Origin of the sequence: Aquabacterium sp., from assembly GCF_035476535.1 — a bacterium.
Classification (GTDB): domain Bacteria; phylum Pseudomonadota; class Gammaproteobacteria; order Burkholderiales; family Burkholderiaceae_C; genus Pseudaquabacterium.
The window spans coordinates 59,629-83,930 of record NZ_DATILJ010000016.1 but is presented as its reverse complement, the minus strand read 5'-3'; the positions used below and the strand labels follow the sequence as shown (position 1 = coordinate 83,930).

The following is a 24,302-nucleotide window of genomic DNA, read 5'->3' as shown; positions in this document are numbered from 1 at the left end:
TTGGTAGGCGCGATTGGACTCGAACCAACGACCCCCACCATGTCAAGGTGGTGCTCTAACCAGCTGAGCTACGCGCCTGCGAAGCCTTGAACTATAGCATGATCCTTGGCGCTATCTGCGCCGGGTGCGTCGCACGCCCGGCACCTGGGCCACCAGGCGCAGCATGGCGGCCAGGCGGTTGGCATCGCTGACCTCGATCGTGAAGGTCATGAAAGCAGTGCCGCCGGTGACATCGCGCACCGTCTGCGTGTGCACGCCGATGACGTTGAGCTTGTCCTTGCTGAACACTTCGGAGATGTCGCGCAACAGGCCGGGCCGGTCAGCGGCTTCGACCAGCACGTCCACCGGGTAGGCGGCTTCGCGATTCTTCGGCGTCTCGCCCCAGGCCACAGCGATCACGCGGTCGGGCTGTTGCGCAGCCATGTGGCGAAAGTTGGTGCAGTTGGCGCGGTGGATGGCCACGCCCTTGCCGCGCGTGACATAACCGCCAATCGCATCGGGTGGTGCAGGCCGGCAGCAGCGCGCCAATTGAGTCAGCAGCGATTCCACGCCGACCACCAGCACGCCGCCTTCGGCACCGCGCGCGCGCTTCAGCGGGATGTTGTCGGCCTCCGGCGTGGGCGGTTCGACCGGGCGCAGCAGGTTCTCGATGTGGCGCAGCGAATACTCGTCCTTGCCGACCACCTCGAACAAGGCCTCGGCACCCTTGAAGCCCAGCTGAGCGGCCAGGTCGTCGAGCTTCAGCGCGGTGCGGCCCTCGCGCTGCAGCGCCTTTTCCACCAGCTCGCGGCCTCGCGCGATGGTGACCGACATCGCCTGCGCGTTGAACCAGGCCCGCACCTTGGACCGCGAGCGGTGCGCCTTCAGGTAGCCGAGTTCGCTGTTCAGCCAATCGAGCGACGGACCGCCCTCCTTCGCCGCGATCACCTCCACCGTCTGGCCGTTGGCCAGCGGCGTGTTCAGCGGCACCATCGCGCCGTCGACGCGCGCGCCGCGGCAGCGGTGGCCCAGGTCGGTGTGCAGGCTGTAGGCAAAGTCGATCGGCGTGGCACCGGCCGGCAACTCGATCACCGTGGCCTGCGGCGTGAAGACATAGATGCGGTCATCGAAGGCCGGGCTGGTAGAGGACTCGGGCGACTGGCCGGCATAGTCGCGCTCCCAGGCCAGCAACTGGCGCAGCACGGCCTTGCGCGCCTCGGCCACGCGTTCCTCGAAATCGCCCGCCGCGCTGACACCGGCGTAGCCCTTGGCGCCGGCTTCCTTGTAGGCCCAGTGCGCCGCCACGCCATGTTCGGCGTGTTCGTGCATGGCCGCGGTGCGGATCTGCACCTCCACCGGCCGGCCGTCGTCGCACAACACCACGGTGTGCAGCGACTGGTAGCCGTTGGCCTTTGGCTTGGCGATGTAGTCGTCGTATTCGCCAGGCACGGCGCGAAAGCATTCATGCACGCGCGACAGCGCGGCATAACACGCCGGCACATCGGCCACGATGACGCGCAAGGCCCGTGCGTCGAAGACCTTTTCGATGCTCAGGCTCTTGCCCTGCATCTTCTTCCAGATGCTGTACAGGTGCTTCGGCCGACCCTGCACTTCAGCCGTTATGCCGACCGCCGCCAGGGCGTCGGCCAGGTGCTGGCGCACCTGCTGCACGCTGCGTTCGCGCTCGACGCGGGTCTGCGCCAGCTGCTGCGCCACCTGTTTGTAGAGCGCCGGCTGCAGGAAGCGAAAGGCCAGGTCTTCCAGTTCCCACTTGACTTGCCAGATGCCCAGGCGGTTGGCCAGCGGCGCAAACACCTGTTGCGTCTCCAGCGCCAGCGCGGCCGGACAGGGCTGCTTGCTGCTGGCGTACCAGCGCAGGGTCTGCAGCCGCGAGGCCAGACGCAGCAGCACCACGCGCAAGTCGCGCGAAAAGGCCAGCAGCATCTTGCGCACCCGCTCGGTCTGATGCGCATGCTGCTCGTGGTCGGCCTGGGCTTCGCGCGCGGCGCGCTGGATCTGCACCAGCTTGCGCGTGTGCACGACCAGGCTGGCGTAGCTCTCGCCGAAGGCCTTGGCGACCATCTCTTCCGGGCGCTGCAGGTAGTCGCCGGCGTAGACCAGGTAGGCCGCGGCGCGCATCGCAGGCGCGGCGCCGATGCCTTGCAGGATGGCGGACACGCCGTCGGCATGCGGCAGCGCTTCTTCGCCGGTGTCGAGCATCTGGCCGGCCAGCAGCGGCTCGGCAAAGGCCCGGGCGCGCAGCAGCGCTGCCTGGCCATGGTCTTCGGCGGCATCGGCGCCGGCTGATTCGGCATCCGACAGCTGCACGATCGCCGCGGCCGCGGCATGCGGGCCGATCGACGCGGCGCTCTGCGGCACCGCGAGGGATCCGGTCTTCATGCCGCTAGCAGGAACTCGCTGACGGCGCGCACCTGCTCGGGCTGGATCAGCGTGGGCGCATGGCCGACGCCGGCAAACTCCACCAGCTGCGCGCGCGGGCCGCGCTGCGTCATCGCCAGCGCGGTGGCATGCGACAGCAGATCGGAGTCCGCGCCGCGCAGCAGCAGCGTCGGCAAGCGCAGCTGGTCGTAGGCATGCCACAGCATGGCTTCACCGCCGCGGGCCAACTCCGGCGTGATCATGCGGAACGGCACGGCAATCGCCGGGTCGTAGTGCGGCTTGAAGCCGGCCCCATCGGGCTTGAGCTGCGGCCGTGTCATCGCCAGCCATTGTTCACGGCTGTGCGGACCGAAACTCTGCGAGATGGCCCACAGCGCATCGGCCGCCTCGTCCACCGTGGCCCAGTGCGCCGGCGCGCCGAGGTAGGTGCCGATGCGTTGCAACGAGCTGTACTCGATCGCCGGCCCGACATCGTTGAGCACCAGCCGGCGCAGCGGCGAGCCCGGCAACGCGGCCAGGCCCAGGCCGATCAGGCCGCCCATCGACGTGCCGACCCAGTCGAGCTGCTCTGCATCCAGCCGGGCCAGCAGCGTGACCATGTCGGCCACGTAGCCGGGTATCGTGTAGCCGGCAGGCTCGGCCAGCCAGTCCGATTGGCCGCGGCCCACCACATCCGGGCAGACCACGCGGTAGGTTTCACTCAAGGCTTGTGCCAAGGTGTCGAAATCGCGGCCCTGGCGCGACAGGCCATGCACGCAGATCAGCACGCGTCGATTCGACGGGTCACCCCACTGCCAGTACGCCATGCGATGCAGGCCGCGGTTGTCCAGGCACTGCACTTGCTTCAAGCGAGGTTCAGTCACGGTTCAGGCTCCTTGCTGATAATCATCTCTCAAGGAAATGTGGCTCTGCCACTTTTCTTGATCCCCTCGGGGGCGGGCCCGGCCTGCCGGGTCCCGGGGCACCCGGTTCCTTGATGGAGATTCTGATGCTCAATGGAAAAACCGCCCTCGTCACTGGCTCGACCAGCGGTATCGGCCTCGGCATGGCACTGGCCTTCGCCAAGAGTGGCGCCAATGTCATGCTCAACGGCTTTGGTGATATTGAAGCCGCGAAGGCCGAAGTGGCTGCGCTCGGTGGCCGCGTGGCCTACCACGGCGCCGACATGAGCAAGCCCGCCGAGATCGAGGCCATGGTGCAGGCCTGCGAGGCCGAGTTCGGCGCGGTGGACATCCTGGTCAACAACGCCGGCATCCAGCATGTGGCCAACATCGAAGACTTTCCGGTCGAGCGCTGGGACGCGATCATCGCCATCAACCTCAGCTCGGCCTTCCACAGCACCCGCGCAGCGTTGCCGGGCATGAAGCGGCGCAACTGGGGCCGGGTGCTGAACATCGCCTCGGTGCACGGGCTGGTGGCCTCGGCGCAGAAGTCGGCCTATGTCGCGGCCAAGCATGGCATCGTCGGCTTCACCAAGACCGCCGCGCTGGAATGCGCCACCACCGGCATCACGCACAACGCCATCTGCCCGGGCTGGGTGCTGACGCCGCTGGTGCAAAAGCAGATCGACGCGCGCGCCGCGCAGGGCGGCATCAGCAACGACGCTGCCAAGCGCGAACTGCTGGCCGAGAAGCAGCCTTCGCTGCAGTTCACCACACCAGAACAACTGGCCGAGCTGGCCTTGTTCCTGTGCTCACCCGCCGCCGACAACATCCGCGGCGTGGCCTGGAACGTCGACGGCGGCTGGGTCGCGCAATAGGCTTATCTTGGCGACATCTGGATGCTGCCATTGACGCTGACGGTGACGCTGGCCTTGCCGGCTTCGACCGGCAGGCTCTCGTCGGCCACCGCGGCCTGGGCCAGCGTGCGGCGGAATTGCGGTTGCTGGGGCGGCGGCACGGCATCGGCCTGGCCGACCGCCACTTCGCGAATGCTGTAGCCGCCGAAGCCGAATTGGCGGGCATAGTCGTCCGCCCGCGCCTTGAAGCGCTGGATGGCCTGCGCAGCGACGTCGGCCTCGACCTTCTCGCGTGATTCGCGCGACAGGCCGTAGCCGACGCGAGCCACCGTCATGCCCGGCAGCCGTCCGGTGAGCTGGCTGATCGCCGTCATGTCGCGGCCCTCCAGCACCAGTTCGGCCGTGCCCTGCCAGCCGCTGATGCCACCCTTGGGCGCATACCGCGGCGACAGCGAGAACTGGCCGGTGCGCACATCGACCTGGCCGGGCCGCGCGGCCTTGCGGGCTTCGGTCAACGCGCCGTCGAGCACCTGGCGCAGCTGCGACTGGACGACACCGGCATCGGCGCCTTCGCGCGTGACCGACAGCGTGATCATCAGCAGATCTTGCGGCACCTCGATCGTCGCCTGGGCCGACAGCGTCAGCACGTTCTGCGGCGGCGGCAGCACCTGAGCGAACGCCGGGCGGCTTGCGCCCAGCAGCGCCGCGGTCAGCGTGGCAGCCGTCAGCATCGTGCGGTGAAGGCGGATGGGTGAATGCATCGTGGTCGTCCTGGTAAGCGTGCGGGTGGATGGTACGCGGCGGCCTCTCCGGGCTCCGTGCGCGGCCCAACGGGGCCTTCCGTCAGAGTCGAATCCGCTTGACGCCGAGCCGCAAGAGTTGTAACAGTGGGTCAGGTGCCCACCGAACCCCCGCAAAAACCCCCGCACAATGCCTCTGTTACAAATTCGGAGTCCTGCATGAATGCGCCCGCCAACAACCGCGCCGACCGCATCGTCGTCGTCGATGACGATGCCCGTATCCGCGACCTGCTGCGCCGCTACCTGACGCAAGAGGGATTCGAAGTGCTGTTGGCCGAAGACGCCAAGGCACTGAACCGGCTGATGACCCGCGAGACCATCGACCTGATCGTGCTCGACCTGATGCTGCCCGGCGAAGACGGCCTGTCGATCTGCCGCCGCCTGCGCGCGGCCAACGACAGCACGCCGATCATCATGCTCACCGCCAAGGTCGAGGATGTGGACCGCATCGTCGGCCTGGAGGTCGGCGCCGACGACTACCTGCCCAAACCCTTCAACCCACGCGAACTGCTGGCCCGCATCCACGCCGTGCTGCGGCGCCGGCCGGCGCCGGAAGCGCCGGGCGCGCCGTCCAAGGAAGCGCAGATCGTGACCTTCGGGCCGTTCGAGTTCGACCTCTCGCTGCGCCGGCTGACCAAGAGCGGTGAGCAGATCGCGCTGACCACCGGCGAGTTCTCGATGCTGAAGGCCCTGGTGCGCCACCCGCGGCAGCCGCTGTCGCGCGACAAGCTGGCCCAGCTGGCCCGCGGCCGCGAGTTCGAGCCCTTCGACCGCAGCCTGGATGTGCAGGTTTCGCGCCTGCGCAAGATGATCGAGCCCGATCCCTCGCAGCCGCGCTACATCCAGACCGTCTGGGGCGTCGGTTATGTGTTCGTCCCGGACGGGGCCGCCTGATGGGCCCCCAGGCTCACTGCGTTCGCTGCCCCCCGAGTGGGCGCTCGGCGCTCTTCGGAGCGGCCGGGCGAGCGCCGAGATGACCGAAAAGCGAGCTGCTCTGAGCTTGTTCTGGCGCACCTTCTTCCTGCTCGCCCTGCTGCTGGGCGGGGGCATCTTCGCCTGGGTGCAGACCTTGCGCGCGCTGGAGTCCGAGCCGCGCGTGGTGCTGGCGGCGCAGCAGATCGCCAGCCTGGTGAACCTCTCGCGCGAGGGGCTGCGCTACGCCGACCGCATCAACCGCGTGGCGCTGGTCAAGGCGATGAAGGCCAGCGAGGCGATCCGCGTGTCGCCACGCGAGCCCGGCGACAAATGGGAACCCTTTGAAGAAGACCGTTTCACACGCAAGGTGGGCGGCGAAATCCGCTCGCGACTGGGGCCGGACACCATCGTCGCGCGCAGCGTCAACGGCGTGGCCGGGCTGTGGGTCGGCTTCACGATCGAGAACGACCCCTGGTGGCTGCAGGCCGAGGCCGCGCGCATCCACCCACTGACACGCGACACCTGGGTGGTGTGGGTCGGCATCGCGATCCTGGCCACGGTGATCGGCTCGGTGGCCATCGCCCGCGCCATCAACCGGCCGCTGCGCGACCTGTCGTTCGCCGCCAGCCGCATCCGCGGCGGCGAATACGACTCGCGGCTCGACGAGAACACGCTGACCAGCGAGATCCGCGAGGTCAACATGGGCTTCAACCGCATGGCGCGTGAACTGGCCAAGGTCGAGGAAGACCGCGCGGTGATGCTGGCCGGCATCAGCCATGACCTGCGCACGCCGCTGGCCCGGTTGCGCCTGGAAGCCGAGATGAGCGTCAGCGACGAAGAGGCCCGCCGCAACATGGCCTCCGATATCGACCAGCTCGACGCCATCATCGACAAGTTCATGGACTACGCGCGGCCCGGCGAAACCCATCTGCGTCCGGTGCACCTGTCGCAGCTGATCGACAAGGAGGCCTCGGCCTTCCGCGACCCGTCGGAGATCCAGATCACCTCCAAGGTGGCGATCGACCTGGCGGTGATGGCCGACGACATCGAACTCGGCCGGGTGTTCCAGAACCTGTTCGAGAACGCGCGCCGCTACGGCCGCACGGTGGACACGGGCATCGCCATCGTCACCGTCAGCTATGTGCGCTCGGGGCCTTGGGTCATCGTCTCGGTGCGCGACCGTGGCCCGGGCGTGGCCGCCGAGAAACTGTCGCAGCTGACCACGCCGTTCTTCCGCGGCGACGCGGCACGTACCGCTGCCACCGGCGCCGGGCTGGGCCTGGCCATCGTCGAGAAGGCGATGCAGCGCATGGGCGGCCAGGTGGAAGTGGCCAATGCGCCCGATGGCGGGCTGATGCTGCACATCCGCCTGAAGCGCTCGCCGACCTGAAGTCGCGGCACGCGGCTTGCCGTTCTTCGGCAGTCCCTATGGCTGATGTTCGACCCCTTGAAAACGCAAACAGCCGGCCCTAGATCGGCCTCATCGGGGTGGCCCGATGCCACGCCGATGCATCACCCACGGGGGACTCACGGAGTCATGAGATGAAGATTGACGACATTCGCAACGACCTCCGCCAAGGTGTCGGCAGCCTGCTGGACACCATGGCCGAGGGCTGGAACCGGCTGCGCGAAACCGCCACCGGTGCGCTGACCCGCTTCAAGCCGGCAGAGTCCGCCAACCTGCCAGCCGGCAGCGAAATCGACGACGGCGCCTACATGCCCACGCACGCCTGGGCCATGCTCGGCGGCGACGTCTACGAGGACGACAAGCGCCTGGTCGTGCGGCTCGAAGTGCCCGGCATGGACAAGAAGGACTTCCAGGTGGAAGTGCTGGGTGACAGCTTGATCGTGCGCGGCGAAAAACGCTTCGAACGCGAAAGCACCGAAGGCCGCTGGCGCGTGCTGCAGTGCGCCTACGGGCACTTCCATCGCAGCGTGCCGCTGCCGGTGGCGGTGCGCAGCGAGGAGGCCGAGGCCAGCTACAAGGACGGCGTGCTGAAGATCGTGCTGCCGAAGGCGGAAGCGGCCAAGCCGCGCGCCGTGAACATCAAGCTGGCATAGGCGGTGTCGGCGCCTGCATCAGCAGGCAGACCGCGCGTGCCTCGATGGCCCGGCCTTCACCGACCGGGCCCATTTTCTCTGCCGTCTTGGCCTTGACGTTGACGCAGGCCACCGGCAGGCCCAGCGCCTTGGCGATGGCCTCACGCATCGCCGGGATGTGCGGTGCCATCTTCGGTGCCTGGGCCACGATGGTCGAATCGACATTCGCGACGCTCCAGCCGGCCATGCTGACGCGACGATCGGCTTCAGCCAGCAGTTGCAGCGAATCCGCGCCCTGGAACGCCGGGTCGGTGTCGGGGAAATGCTGGCCGATGTCGCCCAGGCCGGCGGCGCCGAGCAATGCATCGGTGATGGCATGCAGCAAGGCGTCGGCATCCGAATGACCTTGCAGGCCGTGGCTGTGCGGGATGGTGATGCCACCCAAAATGAGCGGCCTTCCGGTCACCAGCGCGTGGCTGTCCCAGCCTTCGCCGATGCGCATCGCAGTTCCGTTCATCGAGTGCTCCCGTTCATGAAAAATCTCGGCCGCGCGCGGCCAGCAGGCGCGCCGCCAGTGAAAAATCCGCCGGCCAGGTGAGCTTGAAGTTCTCCATCTCGCCGGCCACCAACTTGGGTGACCAGCCCAGGGCCTCGACGGCGCTGGATTCGTCGGTCACCGCGCTGTCGGCCGCCGCCAGCGCCGGGCGCAGCAGTCCCAGGCGGAACATCTGCGGGGTCTGCGCAGCCCATTTGTCGCTGCGATCAAGGGTGTTGGCCACGCGCCCATCTTGCGCCTGCTTCAAGGTGTCCGCCAGCGGCAGGGCCAGCAGGCCGCCCACTTCGTCGTCGGCGCAGGCGTCGATCAGCCGGTCGACCCACTCGGCGCGCAGCAGGCAGCGCGCGGCGTCGTGCACCAGCACCCAGTCATGCGGCTGCGCGCCGCGGGCCAGCAGCTCGTCCAGGCCCTGGGCCACGGTTTGTGCGCGGGTCTCGCCGCCGCAGCGCGCCAGCCATTGCCGTTCGCCACCGAAGCCGGGCACGGCGGCCTCGAATTGGCCATCGTCGGGCGCCAGCACCACCAGCGTGGCGGCCAGCCGGCTGACCTGGGCCAGCGCCGCCAGCGTGTGCGCCACGAGCGGCCGGCCTGCCAGCCATGCATACTGCTTGGGCCCCGCTGCCCCGGCGCGGGCCCCGATCCCGGCGCAAGGCACCAGCGCATACAACTGCGGCGCGGTGCCGATGGCGAAAGAAGTCATGCGCGGGATTCTAGAATCCACCCCAGGAGACGCCCCGTTGCCCGTGCAGCGGGGCGCATGTTTTTCCCCAGTCCATGCAGCGACCTTCGATTGCGCCCGGTAAGCGCTACACCCTGCCCCGCCCCATCGGCTCGGGCGATGCGCTGCTGTTGGCGCGGCTGGCGCAGGACCGCAAGGCAGAAGGCAAGCTGCTGGCCATCGTCACCGCCGAGCCGGCCGACGCGCAGCGCCTGGCCGACGAACTGCCCTTCTTCGCGCCGGGCCTGCGCACCACCATCTTCCCGGACTGGGAAACGCTGCCCTACGACACCTTCTCGCCGCACCAGGACCTGATCTCCGAGCGCCTGGCCACACTGTGGCGCATCCACCAGCGTGAGGCGGACGTTGTGCTGCTGCCGGCCACGACCGCCTTGACGCGGCTGGCCCCGCCCAGCTTCCTGGCCGGCACCACCTTCGAGTTCAAACAGAAGACCCAGCTCGACGAAGCGGGCCTGCGCGCCCAATTGACGCTGGCCGGCTACAACCACGTCAGCCAGGTCGTCTCGCCCGGGGAATACGCCGTGCGCGGCGGGCTGATCGACCTGTTCCCGATGGGCTCGCCGGTGCCTTACCGGGTCGACCTGTTCGACAACGAGGTCGATTCGATCCGCACCTTCGACCCCGACAGCCAGCGCAGCCTGTACCCCGTGCCCGAAGTGCGCCTGCTGCCGGGCCGCGAGTTCCCGATGGACGACGCGGCACGCACGACCTTCCGCGCCCGCTGGCGCGAGAAGCTCGACGGCGATCCGACCAAGAGCCGCATCTACAAGGACATCGCGCAGGGCATCGCCACCGCCGGCATCGAGTACTACCTGCCGCTGTTCTTCGCGCAGACCGCGACGATCTTCGACTACCTGGGCAGCCAGGCCATGCTGGTCCTGCATGGCGAAGTCGACGCCGCGCTGGAACACTTCTGGGTCGACACGCGCGAACGCCACCGCTTCCTGAGCGCCGATCCGGACCGGCCGATCCTGGCGCCGGAGGACATCTTCCAGCGCGCCGACGAGTTCTTCGCCAACACCGGTGCCCTGGCGACGCTCGCTTTGCGCGGTAGCGATCCGGTCGACTGGGCGCGGCCGCTGCCCGATGTCGCGGTCGACCGCGGTGCCACCGAGCCCTTGTCGCTTCTGGGCAAGCACCTGGACTCGACGCCCTACCGCGTGCTGGTCGTCGCCGAAAGCGAAGGCCGGCGCGAAAGCCTGCTGGAGCTGCTGCGCGACCACAAGATCGACCCGCCCAGTGTCGCCACACTGGCCGAGTTCGAGGCCAGTGACGAGAAGGTGGCGATCACCGCGGCGCCGCTGGCCGCCGGCTTCTTCTGGCACGAGCCTGCCGACGGCAAGGCGATCCAGTTCTTCACCGAGACCGAACTCTTCGCCAGCACGCCGCAAGCGCGGCGTCGGCGCAAGCAGGAGCAGACCAGCAGCGTCGATGCGCTGATCAAGGACCTGTCGGAGCTGAAGATCGGCGACCCGGTGGTGCATGCCAACCATGGCATCGGACGCTATCTTGGTCTGGTCAATATCGACCTGGGCGAAGGCGCCAGTGAGTTCCTGCACCTCGAGTACGCCGACAAGGCGGAACTCAAGGTGCCGGTGTCGCAGCTGCACATGATCAGCCGCTACACCGGCGTCAGCGCCGACGAAGCGCCGCTGCACAGGCTCGGCTCGGGTGCCTGGGAGAAGGCCAAGCGCAAGGCCGCCGAACAGGTGCGTGACACGGCTGCCGAACTGCTGAACCTGTACGCCCGCCGCGCCGCGCGCGAAGGCTACGCACACCGCTTCTCCGCGCACGACTACGAAGCCTTCGCCGCCAGCTTCGGCTTCGAAGAGACCCCGGACCAGCGTGCCGCGATCCACGCTGTGATCCAGGACATGATCAGCCCGCAGCCCATGGACCGCCTGGTCTGCGGCGATGTCGGCTTCGGCAAGACCGAAGTGGCCTTGCGCGCCGCCTTCGTTGCGGTGCACGGCGGCAAGCAGGTGGCGCTGCTGGCACCCACCACGCTGCTGGCCGAGCAGCACTACCAGACGCTGGTCGACCGCTTCGGCAAGTGGCCGATCAAGGTGGCCGAGCTGTCGCGCTTCCGCTCGCCGAAAGAAGTCAAGCTGGCGCTCGAAGGCATGGCCAACGGCACGGTGGACATCGTCGTCGGCACGCACAAGCTGCTGAGCCAGGACATCAAGTACAAGCGCCTGGGCCTGCTGATCATCGACGAGGAACACCGCTTCGGCGTGCGCCACAAGGAAGCCATCAAGGCCATGCGCGCCGAGGTCGATGTGCTGACGCTCACCGCCACGCCGATCCCGCGCACCTTGGGCATGGCGCTCGAAGGCCTGCGCGATCTGTCGGTCATCGCTACCGCGCCGCAGCGCCGGCTGGCGATCAAGACCTTCGTGCGCAACGAGGGCAACAGCGTGATCCGCGAAGCGGTGCTGCGCGAGCTCAAGCGCGGCGGCCAGGTCTACTTCCTGCACAACGAGGTCGAGACCATCGCCGCGCGGCGCTACCGGCTGGTCGAGCTGCTGCCCGAAGCGCGCATCGCCATCGCCCACGGCCAGATGCCCGAGCGCGAGCTGGAAGCGGTGATGCGCGATTTCGTTGCGCAACGCCACAACGTGCTGCTGTGCTCGACGATCATCGAGACCGGCATCGATGTGCCCAGTGCCAACACCATCGTGATGTCGCGCGCCGACAAGTTCGGCCTGGCGCAGCTGCACCAACTGCGGGGCCGCGTCGGCCGCAGCCACCACCAGGCCTACGCCTACCTGCTGGTGCCCGACACCGAGACGCTGACCAAGCAGGCCCAGCTGCGGCTGGACGCGATCCAGAGCATGGAGGAACTCGGCTCGGGCTTCTACCTGGCGATGCACGACCTGGAGATCCGCGGCGCCGGCGAGGTGCTGGGCGAGCACCAGAGCGGCAACATGCAGGAGGTCGGCTTCCAGCTCTACAACGACATGCTGGGCGAAGCCGTCAGCGCGCTGAAGGCCGGCCGCGAGCCGGACCTGCTGTCGCCCACCGGCGTGTTCGGTGGCGCCACCGAGATCAACCTGCACGCGCCGGCGCTGCTGCCCGACGCCTACTGCGGCGATGTGCACACCCGCCTGAACCTCTACAAGCGCCTGGCCACCGCCGAACGGCCCGAGCAGCTGGAGCTGATGCTCGAAGAGATCACCGACCGCTTCGGCAAGCTGCCGGCCCAGGGCCAGACCCTGTTCGACACCCACCGGCTGCGCGTGATGGCCAAGCCCTACGGCGTGCAGAAGATCGACGCCAACCCGAAGCTGATGAGCATCACCTTCAAGCCGAATCCGCCAGTGGACGCGATGCGCATCATTGAATTGGTGCAGAAGCACCGCCATATCAAGCTGGCCGGCAACGACAAGCTGCGCATCGAGCGCGAGATCGCCGACCCGAAGGACCGCGCCCAGTTCATCCGCGATGTGCTGCGCGCGCTGGGCCAGCCCAGCCCTGCCAAAGCCTGAGGCGCCCTGCGCCTGGAGACCGCATGACCGATTCAGAATCCCCCGGCGCTGTGCCAGACAAACCGCGGCGCGGCCTGGTCCGCCGCTTCTTCGGCGGCCTGTGGTGGATGGTGGATGGCAGCCGCAAGCTGGTGCTGAACCTGCTCTTCCTGCTGATCGTCGGCGTGCTGCTGTTCGGCTGGCTGCGCAGCGGCCCGCCGCCGCTGCAGGACAAGACCGTGCTGGTGATGCGCCTGGGTGGCCCGCTGGTCGAGCAGCGTTCCGGCAGTGCCCGCGACCGCGCGATGAAGCAGGTGCGCGGCGAACCTGATGCACAAGTGCAGTTGCGCGATGTGCTGCGCGTGCTGGACGCTGCGGCCACCGACCCCAAGATCAGCAGCGTGCTGCTGGTGCTGGACGACTATGCCGGCGGCGGCCTGCCGAACCAGCGCGAGTTCGTGGCCGCGCTGCAGCGCTTCAAGCAGGCCAGCGGCAAGAAGGTGGTGGCCTGGGGCGCCGGCTACGACCAGCGCCAGTACTTCGTCGCCGCGCACGCCGACGAAGTGCTGATGCACCCGATGGGCGCGGTCTACCTGCAAGGCTTCGGCAGCCTGCGCAACTACTACCGCGAAGCCTTCGATCGCCTGGGCGTCAGCGCCAACGTCATCCGTGCCGGCAAGTACAAGAACTTCGGCGAGCCGTATTTTGCGTCGGCCCCGTCGAAGGAAACGCTGGAAGCCGATGCCTCGCTGTACGACGCACTGTGGGCCGTCTACACCGACGCCGTGGAAACCGCGCGCAAGCTGCCGGCCGGCAGCATCGCGCGCGGCATCGAGACGGTCAGTGATCAGTTGCAGGCCGCCGGTGGCGACACCGCCAAACTCGCGCTGCAGACCAAGCTGGTCGATGGCCTGAAGACGCAGGATGAGATGCGCGAGATCATGATCCAGCGCGGCGCGCGGGACAGCGCCAACAAGTCGACCTTCCGTCAAATCCACTACGGCGACTACCTGTCGCGCCTGCCGGTATCGCCGATCGGCGGCGATGCTGTGGGCGTGATCGTCGCCGAAGGCTCGATCAGCGATGGCGAAGCGCCCCCCGGCGCCATCGGCGGCCGCTCGACCGCAGATCTGGTGCGCCAGGCGCGCGAGGACGACAAGGTCAAGGCCATCGTGTTGCGTGTGCGCTCGCCCGGTGGCAGCGTGTTCGGCTCGGAGCTGGTGCGCCGCGAACTGGAACTCACCCGCGCGGCGGGCAAGCCCATCGTCGTGTCGATGGGCGATGTGGCGGCCTCGGGCGGCTACTGGATCTCGATGGCCTCCGACGAAGTCATCGCCGACGTGGCCACCGTCACCGGCTCGATCGGGGTGTTTGCGATGCTGCCCACCGCCGATGGCCTGGTGGCCAAGCTGTCGGTGCACACCGGTGGCTACGGCACCACCTGGCTGGCCAATGCCTACGACCCGCGCAAGCCCATGGACCCACGCTTCGCCGGCCTGGTGCAGGCCGGTGTCAGCCACATCTACAGCGACTTCACCCGCCGCGTGGCCCAGGCGCGCAAGAGCACGCCGGAGAAGATCGACGAGGTGGCGCAGGGCCGGGTCTGGACCGGCCAGCAGGCCAAGGAGCGCGGCCTGGTCGACCGCGTCGGCAGTTTCAGCGATGCGCTGGAGTCCGCCGCGACGCGCGCCAAGCTGGCCAAGGGCTACCGCACGGTCTACATCGAACGTGATCAAGGCCGGCTGTCGCGGCTGATCAGCCTGTTCAACACCAGCGCCGCCGGCGCGGTGGACGGTGCTATCGCACAATGGACGCAGCAGCTGGCCGGCCCCGCCGCGTTGGTGCCCGAACCGCTGCGCCAGATGCAGGCCGAGATGGCCTGGCTCGCTGAGCTGAGCAGTCAACACCAGCCGTTTTCCGCCGTGATCCACTGCCTTTGCACGCCCCCATGACTGCAGTTGAATTCGCCCCTGGGCTGTTTGCGCGCGGCGTCGCGCCGCCGCTGCCCTTGTCGGACTACCGGCTGGTGGCTTTCGACATGGACTCGACGCTGATCAACATCGAATGCGTGGACGAGATCGCCGCGATGGCCGGCCGCAAGGCCGAGGTGGCGGCAATCACCGAAGCGGCGATGCGCGGCGAGATCACCGACTACAAGGAAAGCCTGCGACAGCGCGTGGCCCTGCTCAAGGGCGTGCCGGAAGCGGCGCTGGCGCAGGTGTATTCGCAGCGCTTGCAACTGAACCCCGGCGTCGAGCAGTTCGTGCGCGCGCTGCAAGCGGCGGGCCTGAAGACCTTGCTGGTCTCGGGCGGCTTCACCTTCTTCAGCGAGCGCATCCGCCACCGCCTGGGTCTGGACTTCGCCCGGGCCAACGTGCTGGAGATCGCCGACGGCGCGCTCACCGGCCGGCTGGTCGAGCGGCCCTGGGGCGATATCTGCGACGGCAACGAGAAGCGCCGCGTGCTGATGGAGGTCTGCGAGCTGATGGGCATCGGCACCGAACGGGCCATCGCGGTGGGCGACGGCGCGAACGACCTGCCGATGATGTCAGTGGCCGGCCTGTCGATCGGCTACCACGGCAAGCCCGCCGTGCGCGAGCAGGCGATGATCTCGATCGAACAAGGCGGCATGGACCGCGCGCTGGAGTTGTTCAATTGTCGAGGTTGAACACCAGTTGCACCGCGTGCACGCGGGATTCCGGCACCGGGTCATAACGCCACTGACGCACGGCCTCCAGCACGATCGGGTCCAGCATCTTGTTGCTGGTGGCGCGGATGTCGAGGTCGCTGACCGAACCGTCGACGTTGACCTTGAACACCACTGTGACCTCGCTGTTCGGCTTCAGCCGCGTGCGCACGCGTTGCGGAAGCTCGGGCTCGATGTAGCGCACGAGTTTCAGCGGCGCCTCCACGGCACGTGCGGCGGGCGCTGCGGCGAGTGGCGATGCGCTGGCCACGGCTTGCTCGTCGGCCGTCGTTGCCGGCGCTGGGGCCGGGCTTGCCGCCGCCGTGGTAGGCGCTGGCGCTGCGGTCACAACGCTGGGGGCGGCCACCGACGCCGTCACCCCTGAATTGACCGGCGGCGACGGCGACGCACTCGACGTCTGGGCCGTGGCTGGCGTGGCTTGTGCTGGCGGGCCGGCCTGTGCGGTGGGCGGACTGGCCTGCGCCTGCGATGGCGAAGCCAGTTGCGGCAAGGGCTGCACGCGCTCGGTAACGCCGCCGGACGGTGGCGTGACGGTCGCTGCCCGGTTGACGGCACTGCGGGCCGTGGCCACCGGTGCACTGACGGCCGGCGCCGCGGGTGCGGCCGCGGCGTCAGCGGGCTTGCCGCCCTTCTTGACCTGGCTGGCCTCGATGATCATGCGCAGTGGATTCGCGGCATCGCGCCTCGCGCGTTCCATGCGTTCGGCATTCGCGGCGCTGTCGGCGGATTGCGCCATGGCCACACCGATGAAGCAGCATCCTGCTGCTACCGATACAACTCTCTTCAAGAAGGCCTCCCGAACGACGCTTGTGACGCCGAAGCGGGGCCGCAAGGCCCCAGCTTTGTTGTGGGTCGCATTTTATGGACCCACCGAGGACACAGAGACGCACCCGCCGCAGCGACCGGCGCGATCTGGCGGGCATATGCCTCAGCTGTTGCCGCTTCCGCCGGACCGCCTCAGCAAGCCGACCACGAGCAGCAGCACCACGGCGCCGAGCACCGAGCCGATGAATCCCGCCCCCTGGCCGGCGCTGTACCAGCCCAGCGCCTGGCCGATGAAGCCGGCAACAAACGATCCCGCGATGCCCAGCACCGCCGTCAGGATGATGCCCAGGCTCTGCGTGCCCGGCAGCACGGCGCGGGCGATCAGCCCGACCACGAAGCCAATGATCGCCATCCACACATAGTGCATAGAACCTCCTCAAGTCGCGCGATTGTGAGAATTCGCCGCGCCGCGACGCAGCGGTGAAACCCCATTGTGGGGTCACGCGCCCCATGCTTGGGTCGCGTGGTTTGTGGCCTCAACTTGTCAGTTGCTGCCAGGCTTTTTCCAACCGCTTGGCACTGACGGGTTGGGGCGTACGCAATTCCTGTGCAAACAGGCTGACGCGCAGTTCTTCCAGCAACCAGCGGTATTCGTCGAGCCGCGCATCGCTGCTGCCCTTCAGTTCGGCCATGCGGCGCAGGTAGCGCTGCTCCAACGGGCGCAACTCGCCCAGGCGCTGGGCATCGCGCGCCGGGTCGGTGCGCAGCTTGTCCAGCCGCAGCGTGATGGCTTTCAGGTAGCGCGGCAGGTGCTGCAGCTGGGCCCAGGGCGTCTGCAGCACGAAGCGTTTCGGCACCAGGCGCTGCAGCTGCGCACTGATGTCGTCGGCCACGTCCTTGCCTGGCCGGCTGTCCTTCAGCTTGCGCTGGGCCGTGGCGAACTCGGTCAGCACCACGCCGGCCTGGCGTGCCACTTCCTGCGCGATCAGGTTCAGGCGGCTGCGGCCCTCTTCGAGCCGCAGCTTGAACAAGGCCTCGTTGGTCGGCAAGGGGTCACCGAGGAATGCGCGGTCCAGTGCCACGTCGATGACTTGCGCGCGCAATTCCTCGGCGGTGCCACCGCCCGACCCGTCGGGCGAGCGCCCGACCTGCATGTAGGCCACCGCCATCTTCTGCAGATCGGGGATGTTCTTTTCCAGATACTTCAGCGGCTCCTTGATCGCCAAGGCCACCAGCCGGCGCAGGCCGGCGCGGTGCCTGGCGGCCGCGACATCGGGCTCGTCGAAGACTTCGATCTCGACGTGAGTCTCACGATCGATCAGCGCCGGGAAGCCGACCAGGGTCTGCGCGCCCTTGCGGATTTCCATCAGCTCGGGCAGTTCGCCGAAGGTCCAGGCGGTGTAGGTGGCGGGCGGCACAGCAGGCGCCTCGGCAGCCGGCGCCGCACGCTCTGCCTTCTTCGCCGATGACGCCGCGCCATCGGACGGCTCGGGCGCTGGCGCCGGTACCAGCTTCAGCGCTGCCAGCGCCTGGAAGGCCGATCGTGCCTGACCACCGAGTTCAGCCTTCAGCGTCGGAAGATGGCGCCCCAGCCCCAGCTGCCGGCCATGTTCATCGACGACGCGGAAGTTCATGAACAGGTGGGGCTGCAGCATGTCGAGCTTGAAGTCATTGCGCAGCACGGCGATCTGCGTACGCTCTCGCACGGCCTTCAGCAGCACCTCCATCAGCGCGCCATGCGCAAAGGGGTGCAGCTCGATGAACTCGGCGACGAACTCCGGCAGCGGCACCAGCCGCGAACGCGGCTTCTGGTGCAGGCTCTTGAGCAATGCGGTCACTTTGCCCGCCAGCATGCCCGGCACCAGCCATTCGCAGCGCTCGTCGCTGACCTGGTTCAGCGCGTAGATCGGCACCGACACCGTCACGCCATCCTTGGCATCGCCCGGCTCGTGCAGATAGCTCGCCGCACAGTCCACACCGCCGAGGCGGATCGTCTTCGGGAACGCGGCCGTGGTGATGCCGGCGGCCTCATGCCGCATCAGCTCGTCGCGCGTCAGGAACAAGAGCTTGGGCTGGCGCTTGCACTCCTCGCGGTACCAGCGCTCCAGGCCGTGGCCCGAGCAGACATCGGCCGGCAACTGCTGGTCGTAGAACGCGAAGATCAACTCGTCGTCGACCAGCACGTCCTGCCGCCGCGACTTGTGTTCCAGCTCCTGCACCTGCGTCACCAGCTTCTGGTTGTGCGCCAGGAACGGCAGCTTCGATTCCCAATCGCCTTCCACCAGTGCGGCGCGGATGAACATCTCGCGCGCGGCCTTCGGGTCGAGCTTGCCGAAGTTCACGCGGCGGTTGCTGTAGACGACGATGCCGTACAGCGTCGCGCGTTCCAGCGCCACCACCTCGGCCGCCTTCTTCTCCCAGTGCGGGTCCAGCAGTTGCAGCTTCAGCAGGTGGCCGGCGATGGCCGGAATCCAGGTCGGCTCGATCTGCGCCAGGCCGCGGCCGTACAGCCTAGTGGTCTCGACCAGTTCCGCGGCGATCAGCCAGCGGCCCGGCTTCTTCGACAGGTGCGCGCCCGGGTGCCGCCAGAACTTGATGCCGCGCGCACCGAGGTACCACTCCTCGTCGTCGCTCTTCTGGCCGACGTTGCCGAGCAGGCCGGCCAGCATCGCCAGGTGCAGTTGCTCGTAGGTGGCCGGGCTGCCGTTCAGGCGCCAGCCGTGCTCGGCGACGACGGTGTGCAGCTGCGTGTGGATGTCGCGCCATTCGCGCACGCGGCGCGGGCTGACGAAGTTCTCGCGCAACAGCTGTTCCTGCTTGCGATGCGATAACTTGTGAACTGCCGAGGCGCCTTCGGCGCCGTGGCCGTGGCCGTGGCCACCACGTACATCTTCGAGCCACTTCCACAGCTTCAGGTAGCCGATGAATTCCGACTTCTCGTCATCGAACTTCTTGTGCTTCTCATCCGCCGCCTGCGCCAGCTCCATCGGCCGGTCACGCACGTCCTGCACGCTCAGCGCCGACGCAATGATCAGCACCTCGTTCAGCGCCTGGCGGTCGCGCGCCTCGAGGATCATGCGGCCCACGCGCGGGTCCAGCGGCAGCTTGGCCAGTTCCTGGCCGATGGGGGTCAATTCGTTGTCGTCATCGACGGCGTTCAGCTCGCCGAGCAGCGCGTAGCCATCGGCAATCGCCTTCGCGCGCGGCGGCTCGAGGAAGGGGAACTGCTCGACCGTGCCCAGGTGCAGGCTCTTCATGCGCAGGATCACGCCGGCCAATGACGAGCGCAGGATCTCGGGGTCGGTGAATTTCGGCCGGCCGAGAAAATCCTTCTCGTCATAGAGCCGGATGCAGATGCCGTTGGCCACGCGGCCGCAGCGGCCGGCACGCTGGTTGGCGGCGGCCTGCGCGATCGGCTCGACCTGCAACTGCTCGACCTTGCTGCGGTAGCTGTAGCGCTTGATGCGCGCCAAGCCCGAATCGACGACGTAGCGGATGCCGGGCACCGTCAACGAGGTCTCGGCGACGTTGGTGGCCAGCACGATGCGCCGGCCGTTGCCGGTCTCGAACACGCGGTCCTGCTCGGCCTGCGACAGCCGCGCGAACAGCGGCAGGATGTCGGGCTGCGGGCCGCTGCGGTGCTGTTGCGCCAGGTGCTTGCGCAGGTGGTCGGTGGCGTCGCGGATCTCGCGTTCACCGGGCAGGAAGACCAGGATGTCGCCCGAGCCTTCGCGCCAGAGTTCGTCCACCGCATCGGCGATGGCTTCGTCGAGGCCGTAGTCACGGCTGTCCTCGAAGGGCCGCCAGCGCTGTTCCACCGGAAACAGCCGGCCCGAGACTTGAATGACCGGCGCGGGCCCGCGGATCGACGCGAAGTGGTTGGCGAAGCGATCGGCATCGATCGTCGCCGAGGTCACGATGATCTTCAGGTCCGGCCGGCGCGGCAGCAGCTGGCGCAGGTAGCCGAGCAGGAAATCGATGTTCAGGCTGCGCTCGTGCGCCTCGTCGATGATCAGCGTGTCGTAGGCGCGCAGATCCGGGTCGCCCTGGGTCTCGGCAAGCAGGATGCCGTCGGTCATCAGCTTCACCGAGGCGCCGGGCTGCAGCCGGTCCTGGAAGCGCACCTTGTAGCCCACCACCTCGCCAAGCGGTGAGTTCAGCTCCTCGGCGATGCGCTTGGCCACGCTGGACGCGGCAATGCGCCGCGGCTGGGTGTGGCCGATCAGCCCGCGGCCGCCGGCACCGAAGCCGCGACCCAGTTCCAGTGCGATCTTCGGCAACTGCGTGGTCTTGCCCGAACCGGTTTCGCCGCAGACGATGACCACCGGGTTGTCGCGAATGGCACGCGCGATCTCCTCGCGCCGGCCTGAGACCGGCAGCGATTCGGGGTAGGTGATGGGCGGCACCGGATTGGCCGGGCGCGGCGGTCGCGAAGGACCAGCGGCGCGTGGCGGCCGCAGCGGCCGCGGGGGGCGGACAGGCGAATTCACGAGGCGCGGATTATCCGCGTTCAGTGCGGACCTCGGGTGCGGCAGCGCCAACGGCCTGCGGTGCGGGTCCGCTGATAAGTTCGGCCACCGTCATGCTCGCCACGCCGGCGCGTTGGCGGAACGCCGCCGAGTTCTGGCGCTCGGTGAGCAACAAGCGGTCCACCAGCGGTTCGGCGCGCACTTGTTGCGGGTCGATCAGCAGCACCAGGCGCTTGGCGCCGCCTTCGTCGAGGCGGCCGCACCAGTCCATCGCCATCAGCGTGTCCGCCACCGGCTCCACCTGCAGCGGGTCGACGCGCAGGCTGCCGGCCAGCTGATCAAGGCTCAGCCCGCGCTGGGATTCGCTGCGCGCCGCCTCCAGCAGGCGCAGCACCGACAGCGCCAGCGCAAAGCGCTCGCCCGGCCGGTCAGGCAGGCGCACCACGCGCATCGCCAGGCTGGGTGCATAGGCGGCGATCACCGCACCCAGCAGCACGATGACCCAGCCGAGGTAGATCCACAGCAGGAAGATCGGCACGGTGGCGAAGGCGCCATACACCACCGAGTAGGTCGGCACCACGGCCACGTACCAGCCCAGCACACGTTTGGCGACCTCGAAACCGATCGCGACAAAAAGCCCGCCCGCCCACGCATGGGCCGCGTGCACATGGGTGTTCGGCACGTAGCGGAACAGCGCCGTCATGCCGGCCGCCAGCAGCGTGAACTCGATCAAGCCGAACAACAGCGTCAAACCGCCCGGCAGCTCGTTGACCAGGCCGCGGCCTGCGGAAATAGCATATGAAGTGAGCGTTAAACTGACGCCAAGCAGCAGCGGCCCCAGCGTCAGCGCGGCCCAGTACATCATCACCCGTTGGGCCAGCGGCCGCGGCTTGGAGACACGCCAGATGCCGTTCAACGTGCGGTCGATCGTGAACACCAGCGCCAGCGCGGTCAGTCCCAGCACCACCAGGCCGACGGTGCCGAGCCGGCTGGCCTTGCCGGCGAACTGCGTCAGCGCCGACATCACCGGCCGCGCGATGGTGTCCGGCACCAGGCTCTGCAGCAGGTACTGCTGCAGCGCGCCCTGGAAGCGCGCGAACATTGGAAAGGCCGAGAACAGCGCCAAGGTGACCGTCACCAGCGGCACCAGCGCGATCAGCGTGGTGAAGGTCAGGCTGCTGGCCGTGAGGCCCAGGCGGTCATCGCGGAAGCGCAGGCGCAGCGTGCGCGCCGTGTCGTACCACGGCCAGGTGCGCAGCGTGCCGAGCAGCTGCGCCAGGTGGCGCTTGAAGCGCAGCGGTACCAGTTCCATCGTGGCCATGTGGCTATCATGCCAGCCGTGACTTCCCTGCCTGCTGCCGTGCCCGGCGCGCCCACCCTCCCCGCCCCCTCCACCCCACCGGATGCCTTCGTGCGCGGCACCCGCATCGTGGCGGTGGCCAGCCTGCTGGCGATGATCGTGCTGGGCCTGGCCTGGGAGCTGTGGCTGGCGCCCACCGGGCAGCGCACCTGGGCCCTGAAGGTGCTGCCGCTGGCGCTGCCGCTGGCCGGGCTGCTGAAGCACCGGCTCTACACCTACCGCTGGGTCAGCCTGCTGGTCTGGCTTTACTTTGCCGAGGGCATCGTGCGCGCCACCAGCAGCCAAGGCCCGGTGGTCTGGCTAGCCTGGGGCCAGGTGCTGTTGTGCGTGCTGCTGTTCGGCGCCTGCGCCGCGCATGTGCGCTGGCGGCTGGCCCAGGTGAAGGCCAAGACCCTCGCGAAGGAGTCCGCATCATGACCATGGCATTGCTTGATGCGCTGCGCAGCGCGCTCGGGTCGGCACATGTGCTGCACGACGGCGACCTCTCTGCCTGGGAGCTGGACTGGCGCAAGCGTTGGCGTGGCAAGGCGCTGGCCGTCGTGCGGCCCGGCAGCACGGCGGAGGTGGCAAAGGTGCTGCGGCTGTGCGCCGAGCACGGGGCTTGCATCGTGCCGCAGGGCGGCAACACCGGCTTGGTGGGTGGCGGCGTGCCGGACGCCAGCGGCGAACAAGTGCTGCTGAGCCTGGGGCGTTTGAACCGCGTGCGCACCCTCGATGCGGCGAATCTGACCATCACCGTCGAGGCCGGCATGGTGCTGCAAGCCCTGCAACAAACGGCTGCGGACGCCGGCCTGCTGTTTCCGCTGAGCCTGGCCGCCGAGGGCAGCTGCACGATCGGCGGCAACCTGGCCACCAACGCCGGCGGCACCCAGGTGCTGCGCTATGGCAATGCGCGCGAGCTGTGCCTGGGGCTGGAAGTGGTCAACGCTGCCGGCGAGGTATGGGACGGCCTGACCGGCCTGCGCAAGGACAACACCGGCTACGACCTGCGCGACTTGTTCATCGGCAGCGAAGGCACCCTGGGCGTCATCACCGCGGCAACGCTGAAACTTTTCCCGCAACCCGCCGCCAGCCTGACCGCGCTGGCCAGCTGCGACAGCCTGGCGAACTGCGTGGCGCTGCTGGGCCGGGCGCAGGCCCGGCTGGGTGCCGGCCTCACCGGTTTCGAAGTGATGGGCCAGTTCGCGCTGGACCTCGTGCGCCAGCATTTCCCGCAGCTGCCGCAGCCGCTGCCGCCCTCCCCCTGGACGGTGCTGCTGGAATACGCCGACACCGAAGGCGAAAGCCAGGCCCGGCAGCGCTTCGAGGCGCTGCTGGAATCGGCGCTGGAGGACGAATTGATCAGCGACGCCGCGGTGGCCGAAAGCCTGGCCCAATCCGCCGCGCTGTGGCATCTGCGTGAGTCGATCCCGCTGGCGCAGAGCGAAGAAGGGCTGAACGTCAAGCACGACATCGCGTTGCCGGTGTCGGCGATTCCCGAGTTCTGCGACAGCACCGACGCGGCGCTGCGTGCCACCTTCCCCGGTGTGCGCCTGGTCAACTTCGGCCACCTCGGCGACGGCAATCTGCACTACAACGTGCAAGGCCCGGCGGGCAGTACCGCCAACGAGTTCCTGGCGCAGCACGAACACGACATCAACCAACTGGTGTTCGACGCGGTACAGGCTTGCGGCGGCTCGTTCTCGGCCGAACATGGCATCGGCGCGCTGAAACGCGACGAACTGGCGCAGCGAAAGTCCGGCGTCGCGCTGGGCATGATGCGGGCCATCAAGCAGGCGCTGGATCCGCACAACCGGCTGAACCCGGGGCGGGTGCTCTAGTATGCAACCGGAGCGGCCTCGTACGGGGCCGCGGCGGCTTAATGTGCCGGACCGTCCAGGCCGGTGGGCAGCGGCAGCTGCATCACGTCGATGCCTTCATCCGCCAGTTCCGCGCGCTGCTCGGCCGTGGCCTGGCCGCGGATGCCGCGCTGTTCAGTTTCGCCATAGTGGATGCGTCGCGCTTCTTCGGTGAATCGCGCGCCGACGTCCTCGGTGTTGCGCATCACATGCTGCACGGCCTGCAGCCACATCGCTTCCAGCGAGGCTTCGGGCGGCGGCTGCACCACCGGCCCGGGCTTGTCGGGCGCGGGCCCGGCCTGCGGGGTCGCGGGGCTCGGCTCTCGCGCGCCGGACAGGTTCAGGCGCGGCGCTGACGGCAACCGCGTGATGCTGCTGTCGCTGCACAGCGGGCAGGCGACCAGGCCCCGCGCGTTCTGGTCGACGAAGGCGTCTTCCGAGGCAAACCAGCCCTCGAAACCATGGCCATGCGCGCAGCGCAGGTTGAATACCTTCATGCTGTGGCGATTATCGGCGCGCCTTCGGCGAC

19 protein-coding genes and 1 tRNA gene are annotated in these 24,302 nt (G+C 68.3%); 9 read left to right on the top strand and 11 right to left on the bottom strand.

Annotated elements, in window-relative coordinates:
- Position 1 precedes the first annotated feature (1 nt).
- The 3 genes from VLK61_RS01940 to VLK61_RS01930 all read right to left on the bottom strand — a co-directional run bounded on the left by VLK61_RS01940 (position 2) and on the right by VLK61_RS01930 (position 3,242).
- A tRNA-Val gene (locus VLK61_RS01940) sits at positions 2–78 on the bottom strand.
- A gap of 33 nt (positions 79–111) precedes the next feature.
- Entirely contained in the window at positions 112–2,379 is a 2,268-nt protein-coding gene (locus tag VLK61_RS01935; protein WP_325417715.1) for a RelA/SpoT family protein, read from the bottom strand.
- Positions 2,376–3,242: an alpha/beta fold hydrolase gene (locus VLK61_RS01930; protein WP_325417713.1), complete on the bottom strand. Its 867-nt coding sequence runs from the start codon at positions 3,240–3,242 to the stop codon at positions 2,376–2,378. Before VLK61_RS01930 ends, VLK61_RS01935 begins: the two co-directional genes overlap by 4 nt.
- A 125-nt stretch (positions 3,243–3,367) precedes the next feature.
- Between VLK61_RS01930 and VLK61_RS01925 the strand changes: the two genes are divergently transcribed.
- Positions 3,368–4,138, top strand: a complete 771-nt coding sequence (locus VLK61_RS01925; RefSeq protein WP_325417711.1) for a 3-hydroxybutyrate dehydrogenase — start codon at positions 3,368–3,370, stop codon at positions 4,136–4,138.
- A 2-nt stretch (positions 4,139–4,140) separates the two neighbouring features.
- On the opposite strand, the gene VLK61_RS01920 is transcribed toward VLK61_RS01925, so the two are convergent.
- Positions 4,141–4,878 (bottom strand): SIMPL domain-containing protein, encoded by a 738-nt coding sequence (locus VLK61_RS01920; protein WP_414636748.1) that lies wholly within the window; start codon positions 4,876–4,878, stop codon positions 4,141–4,143.
- A gap of 198 nt (positions 4,879–5,076) precedes the next feature.
- Between VLK61_RS01920 and ompR the strand changes: the two genes are divergently transcribed.
- The 3 genes from ompR (at position 5,077) to VLK61_RS01905 (ending at position 7,893) form a co-directional block, all read left to right on the top strand.
- Positions 5,077–5,811, top strand: coding sequence for a two-component system response regulator OmpR (ompR, locus tag VLK61_RS01915; protein ID WP_325417709.1), 735 nt, complete (start codon positions 5,077–5,079; stop codon positions 5,809–5,811).
- 79 nt (positions 5,812–5,890) lie between these two features.
- The gene (locus VLK61_RS01910; RefSeq protein ID WP_325417707.1) at positions 5,891–7,222 is read left to right on the top strand and encodes a sensor histidine kinase; all 1,332 of its coding nucleotides are present in this window, start codon (positions 5,891–5,893) and stop codon (positions 7,220–7,222) included.
- Between the two features lie 152 nt (positions 7,223–7,374).
- Positions 7,375–7,893, top strand: a complete 519-nt coding sequence (locus VLK61_RS01905) for an Hsp20/alpha crystallin family protein (RefSeq protein WP_325417705.1) — start codon at positions 7,375–7,377, stop codon at positions 7,891–7,893.
- Here the strand turns inward: VLK61_RS01905 and ispF are convergent.
- Positions 7,880–8,389, bottom strand: a complete 510-nt coding sequence (gene ispF, locus VLK61_RS01900) for a 2-C-methyl-D-erythritol 2,4-cyclodiphosphate synthase (RefSeq protein ID WP_325417704.1) — start codon at positions 8,387–8,389, stop codon at positions 7,880–7,882. The genes VLK61_RS01905 and ispF overlap by 14 nt on opposite strands.
- Before the next feature lie 13 nt (positions 8,390–8,402).
- A complete protein-coding gene (ispD, locus tag VLK61_RS01895; protein WP_325417702.1) occupies positions 8,403–9,128 on the bottom strand; it encodes a 2-C-methyl-D-erythritol 4-phosphate cytidylyltransferase in 726 nt (241 codons plus the stop codon).
- A 74-nt stretch (positions 9,129–9,202) separates the two neighbouring features.
- Here ispD and mfd point away from each other — a divergent pair, with 74 nt between their 5' ends.
- The 3 genes from mfd to serB are packed head-to-tail and all read left to right on the top strand — an operon-like array spanning position 9,203 to position 15,302.
- On the top strand, positions 9,203–12,655 hold the full coding sequence (mfd, locus tag VLK61_RS01890; RefSeq protein ID WP_325417700.1) for a transcription-repair coupling factor: 3,453 nt from the start codon (positions 9,203–9,205) through the stop codon (positions 12,653–12,655).
- Between the two features lie 23 nt (positions 12,656–12,678).
- On the top strand, positions 12,679–14,586 hold the full coding sequence (sppA, locus tag VLK61_RS01885) for a signal peptide peptidase SppA (protein ID WP_325417698.1): 1,908 nt from the start codon (positions 12,679–12,681) through the stop codon (positions 14,584–14,586).
- A complete protein-coding gene (gene serB / locus VLK61_RS01880) occupies positions 14,583–15,302 on the top strand; it encodes a phosphoserine phosphatase SerB (RefSeq protein WP_325417696.1) in 720 nt (239 codons plus the stop codon). Before sppA ends, serB begins: the two co-directional genes overlap by 4 nt.
- Here serB and VLK61_RS01875 read toward each other — a convergent pair.
- The 4 genes from VLK61_RS01875 to VLK61_RS01860 form a co-directional block, all read right to left on the bottom strand.
- On the bottom strand, positions 15,286–16,077 hold the full coding sequence (locus VLK61_RS01875) for a TonB family protein (protein ID WP_325417694.1): 792 nt from the start codon (positions 16,075–16,077) through the stop codon (positions 15,286–15,288). The two genes, serB and VLK61_RS01875, sit on opposite strands and share 17 nt — an antisense overlap.
- Positions 16,078–16,269: 192 nt before the next feature.
- Entirely contained in the window at positions 16,270–16,533 is a 264-nt protein-coding gene (locus VLK61_RS01870) for a GlsB/YeaQ/YmgE family stress response membrane protein (protein ID WP_325417692.1), read from the bottom strand.
- 109 nt (positions 16,534–16,642) lie between these two features.
- Positions 16,643–20,641 carry an ATP-dependent RNA helicase HrpA gene (gene hrpA, locus VLK61_RS01865; RefSeq protein ID WP_414636750.1) on the bottom strand — a complete coding sequence of 1,333 codons (3,999 nt, stop codon included), beginning with the start codon at positions 20,639–20,641 and terminating at the stop codon, positions 16,643–16,645.
- Positions 20,607–21,887: a YihY family inner membrane protein gene (locus tag VLK61_RS01860; RefSeq protein WP_325417724.1), complete on the bottom strand. Its 1,281-nt coding sequence runs from the start codon at positions 21,885–21,887 to the stop codon at positions 20,607–20,609. Before VLK61_RS01860 ends, hrpA begins: the two co-directional genes overlap by 35 nt.
- Before the next feature lie 18 nt (positions 21,888–21,905).
- Here VLK61_RS01860 and VLK61_RS01855 point away from each other — a divergent pair, with 18 nt between their 5' ends.
- Together VLK61_RS01855 and VLK61_RS01850 are read left to right on the top strand one after the other, a co-directional pair.
- Positions 21,906–22,352, top strand: coding sequence for a DUF2069 domain-containing protein (locus VLK61_RS01855; protein ID WP_414636745.1), 447 nt, complete (start codon positions 21,906–21,908; stop codon positions 22,350–22,352).
- Positions 22,349–23,755, top strand: a complete 1,407-nt coding sequence (locus tag VLK61_RS01850; RefSeq protein ID WP_325417688.1) for an FAD-binding oxidoreductase — start codon at positions 22,349–22,351, stop codon at positions 23,753–23,755. Before VLK61_RS01855 ends, VLK61_RS01850 begins: the two co-directional genes overlap by 4 nt.
- 38 nt (positions 23,756–23,793) lie before the next feature.
- Here VLK61_RS01850 and VLK61_RS01845 read toward each other — a convergent pair whose 3' ends face one another.
- Complete coding sequence (locus tag VLK61_RS01845; protein ID WP_325417686.1) at positions 23,794–24,270, bottom strand: DUF1178 family protein; 477 nt, start codon at positions 24,268–24,270, stop codon at positions 23,794–23,796.
- Positions 24,271–24,302: the final 32 nt, after the last annotated feature.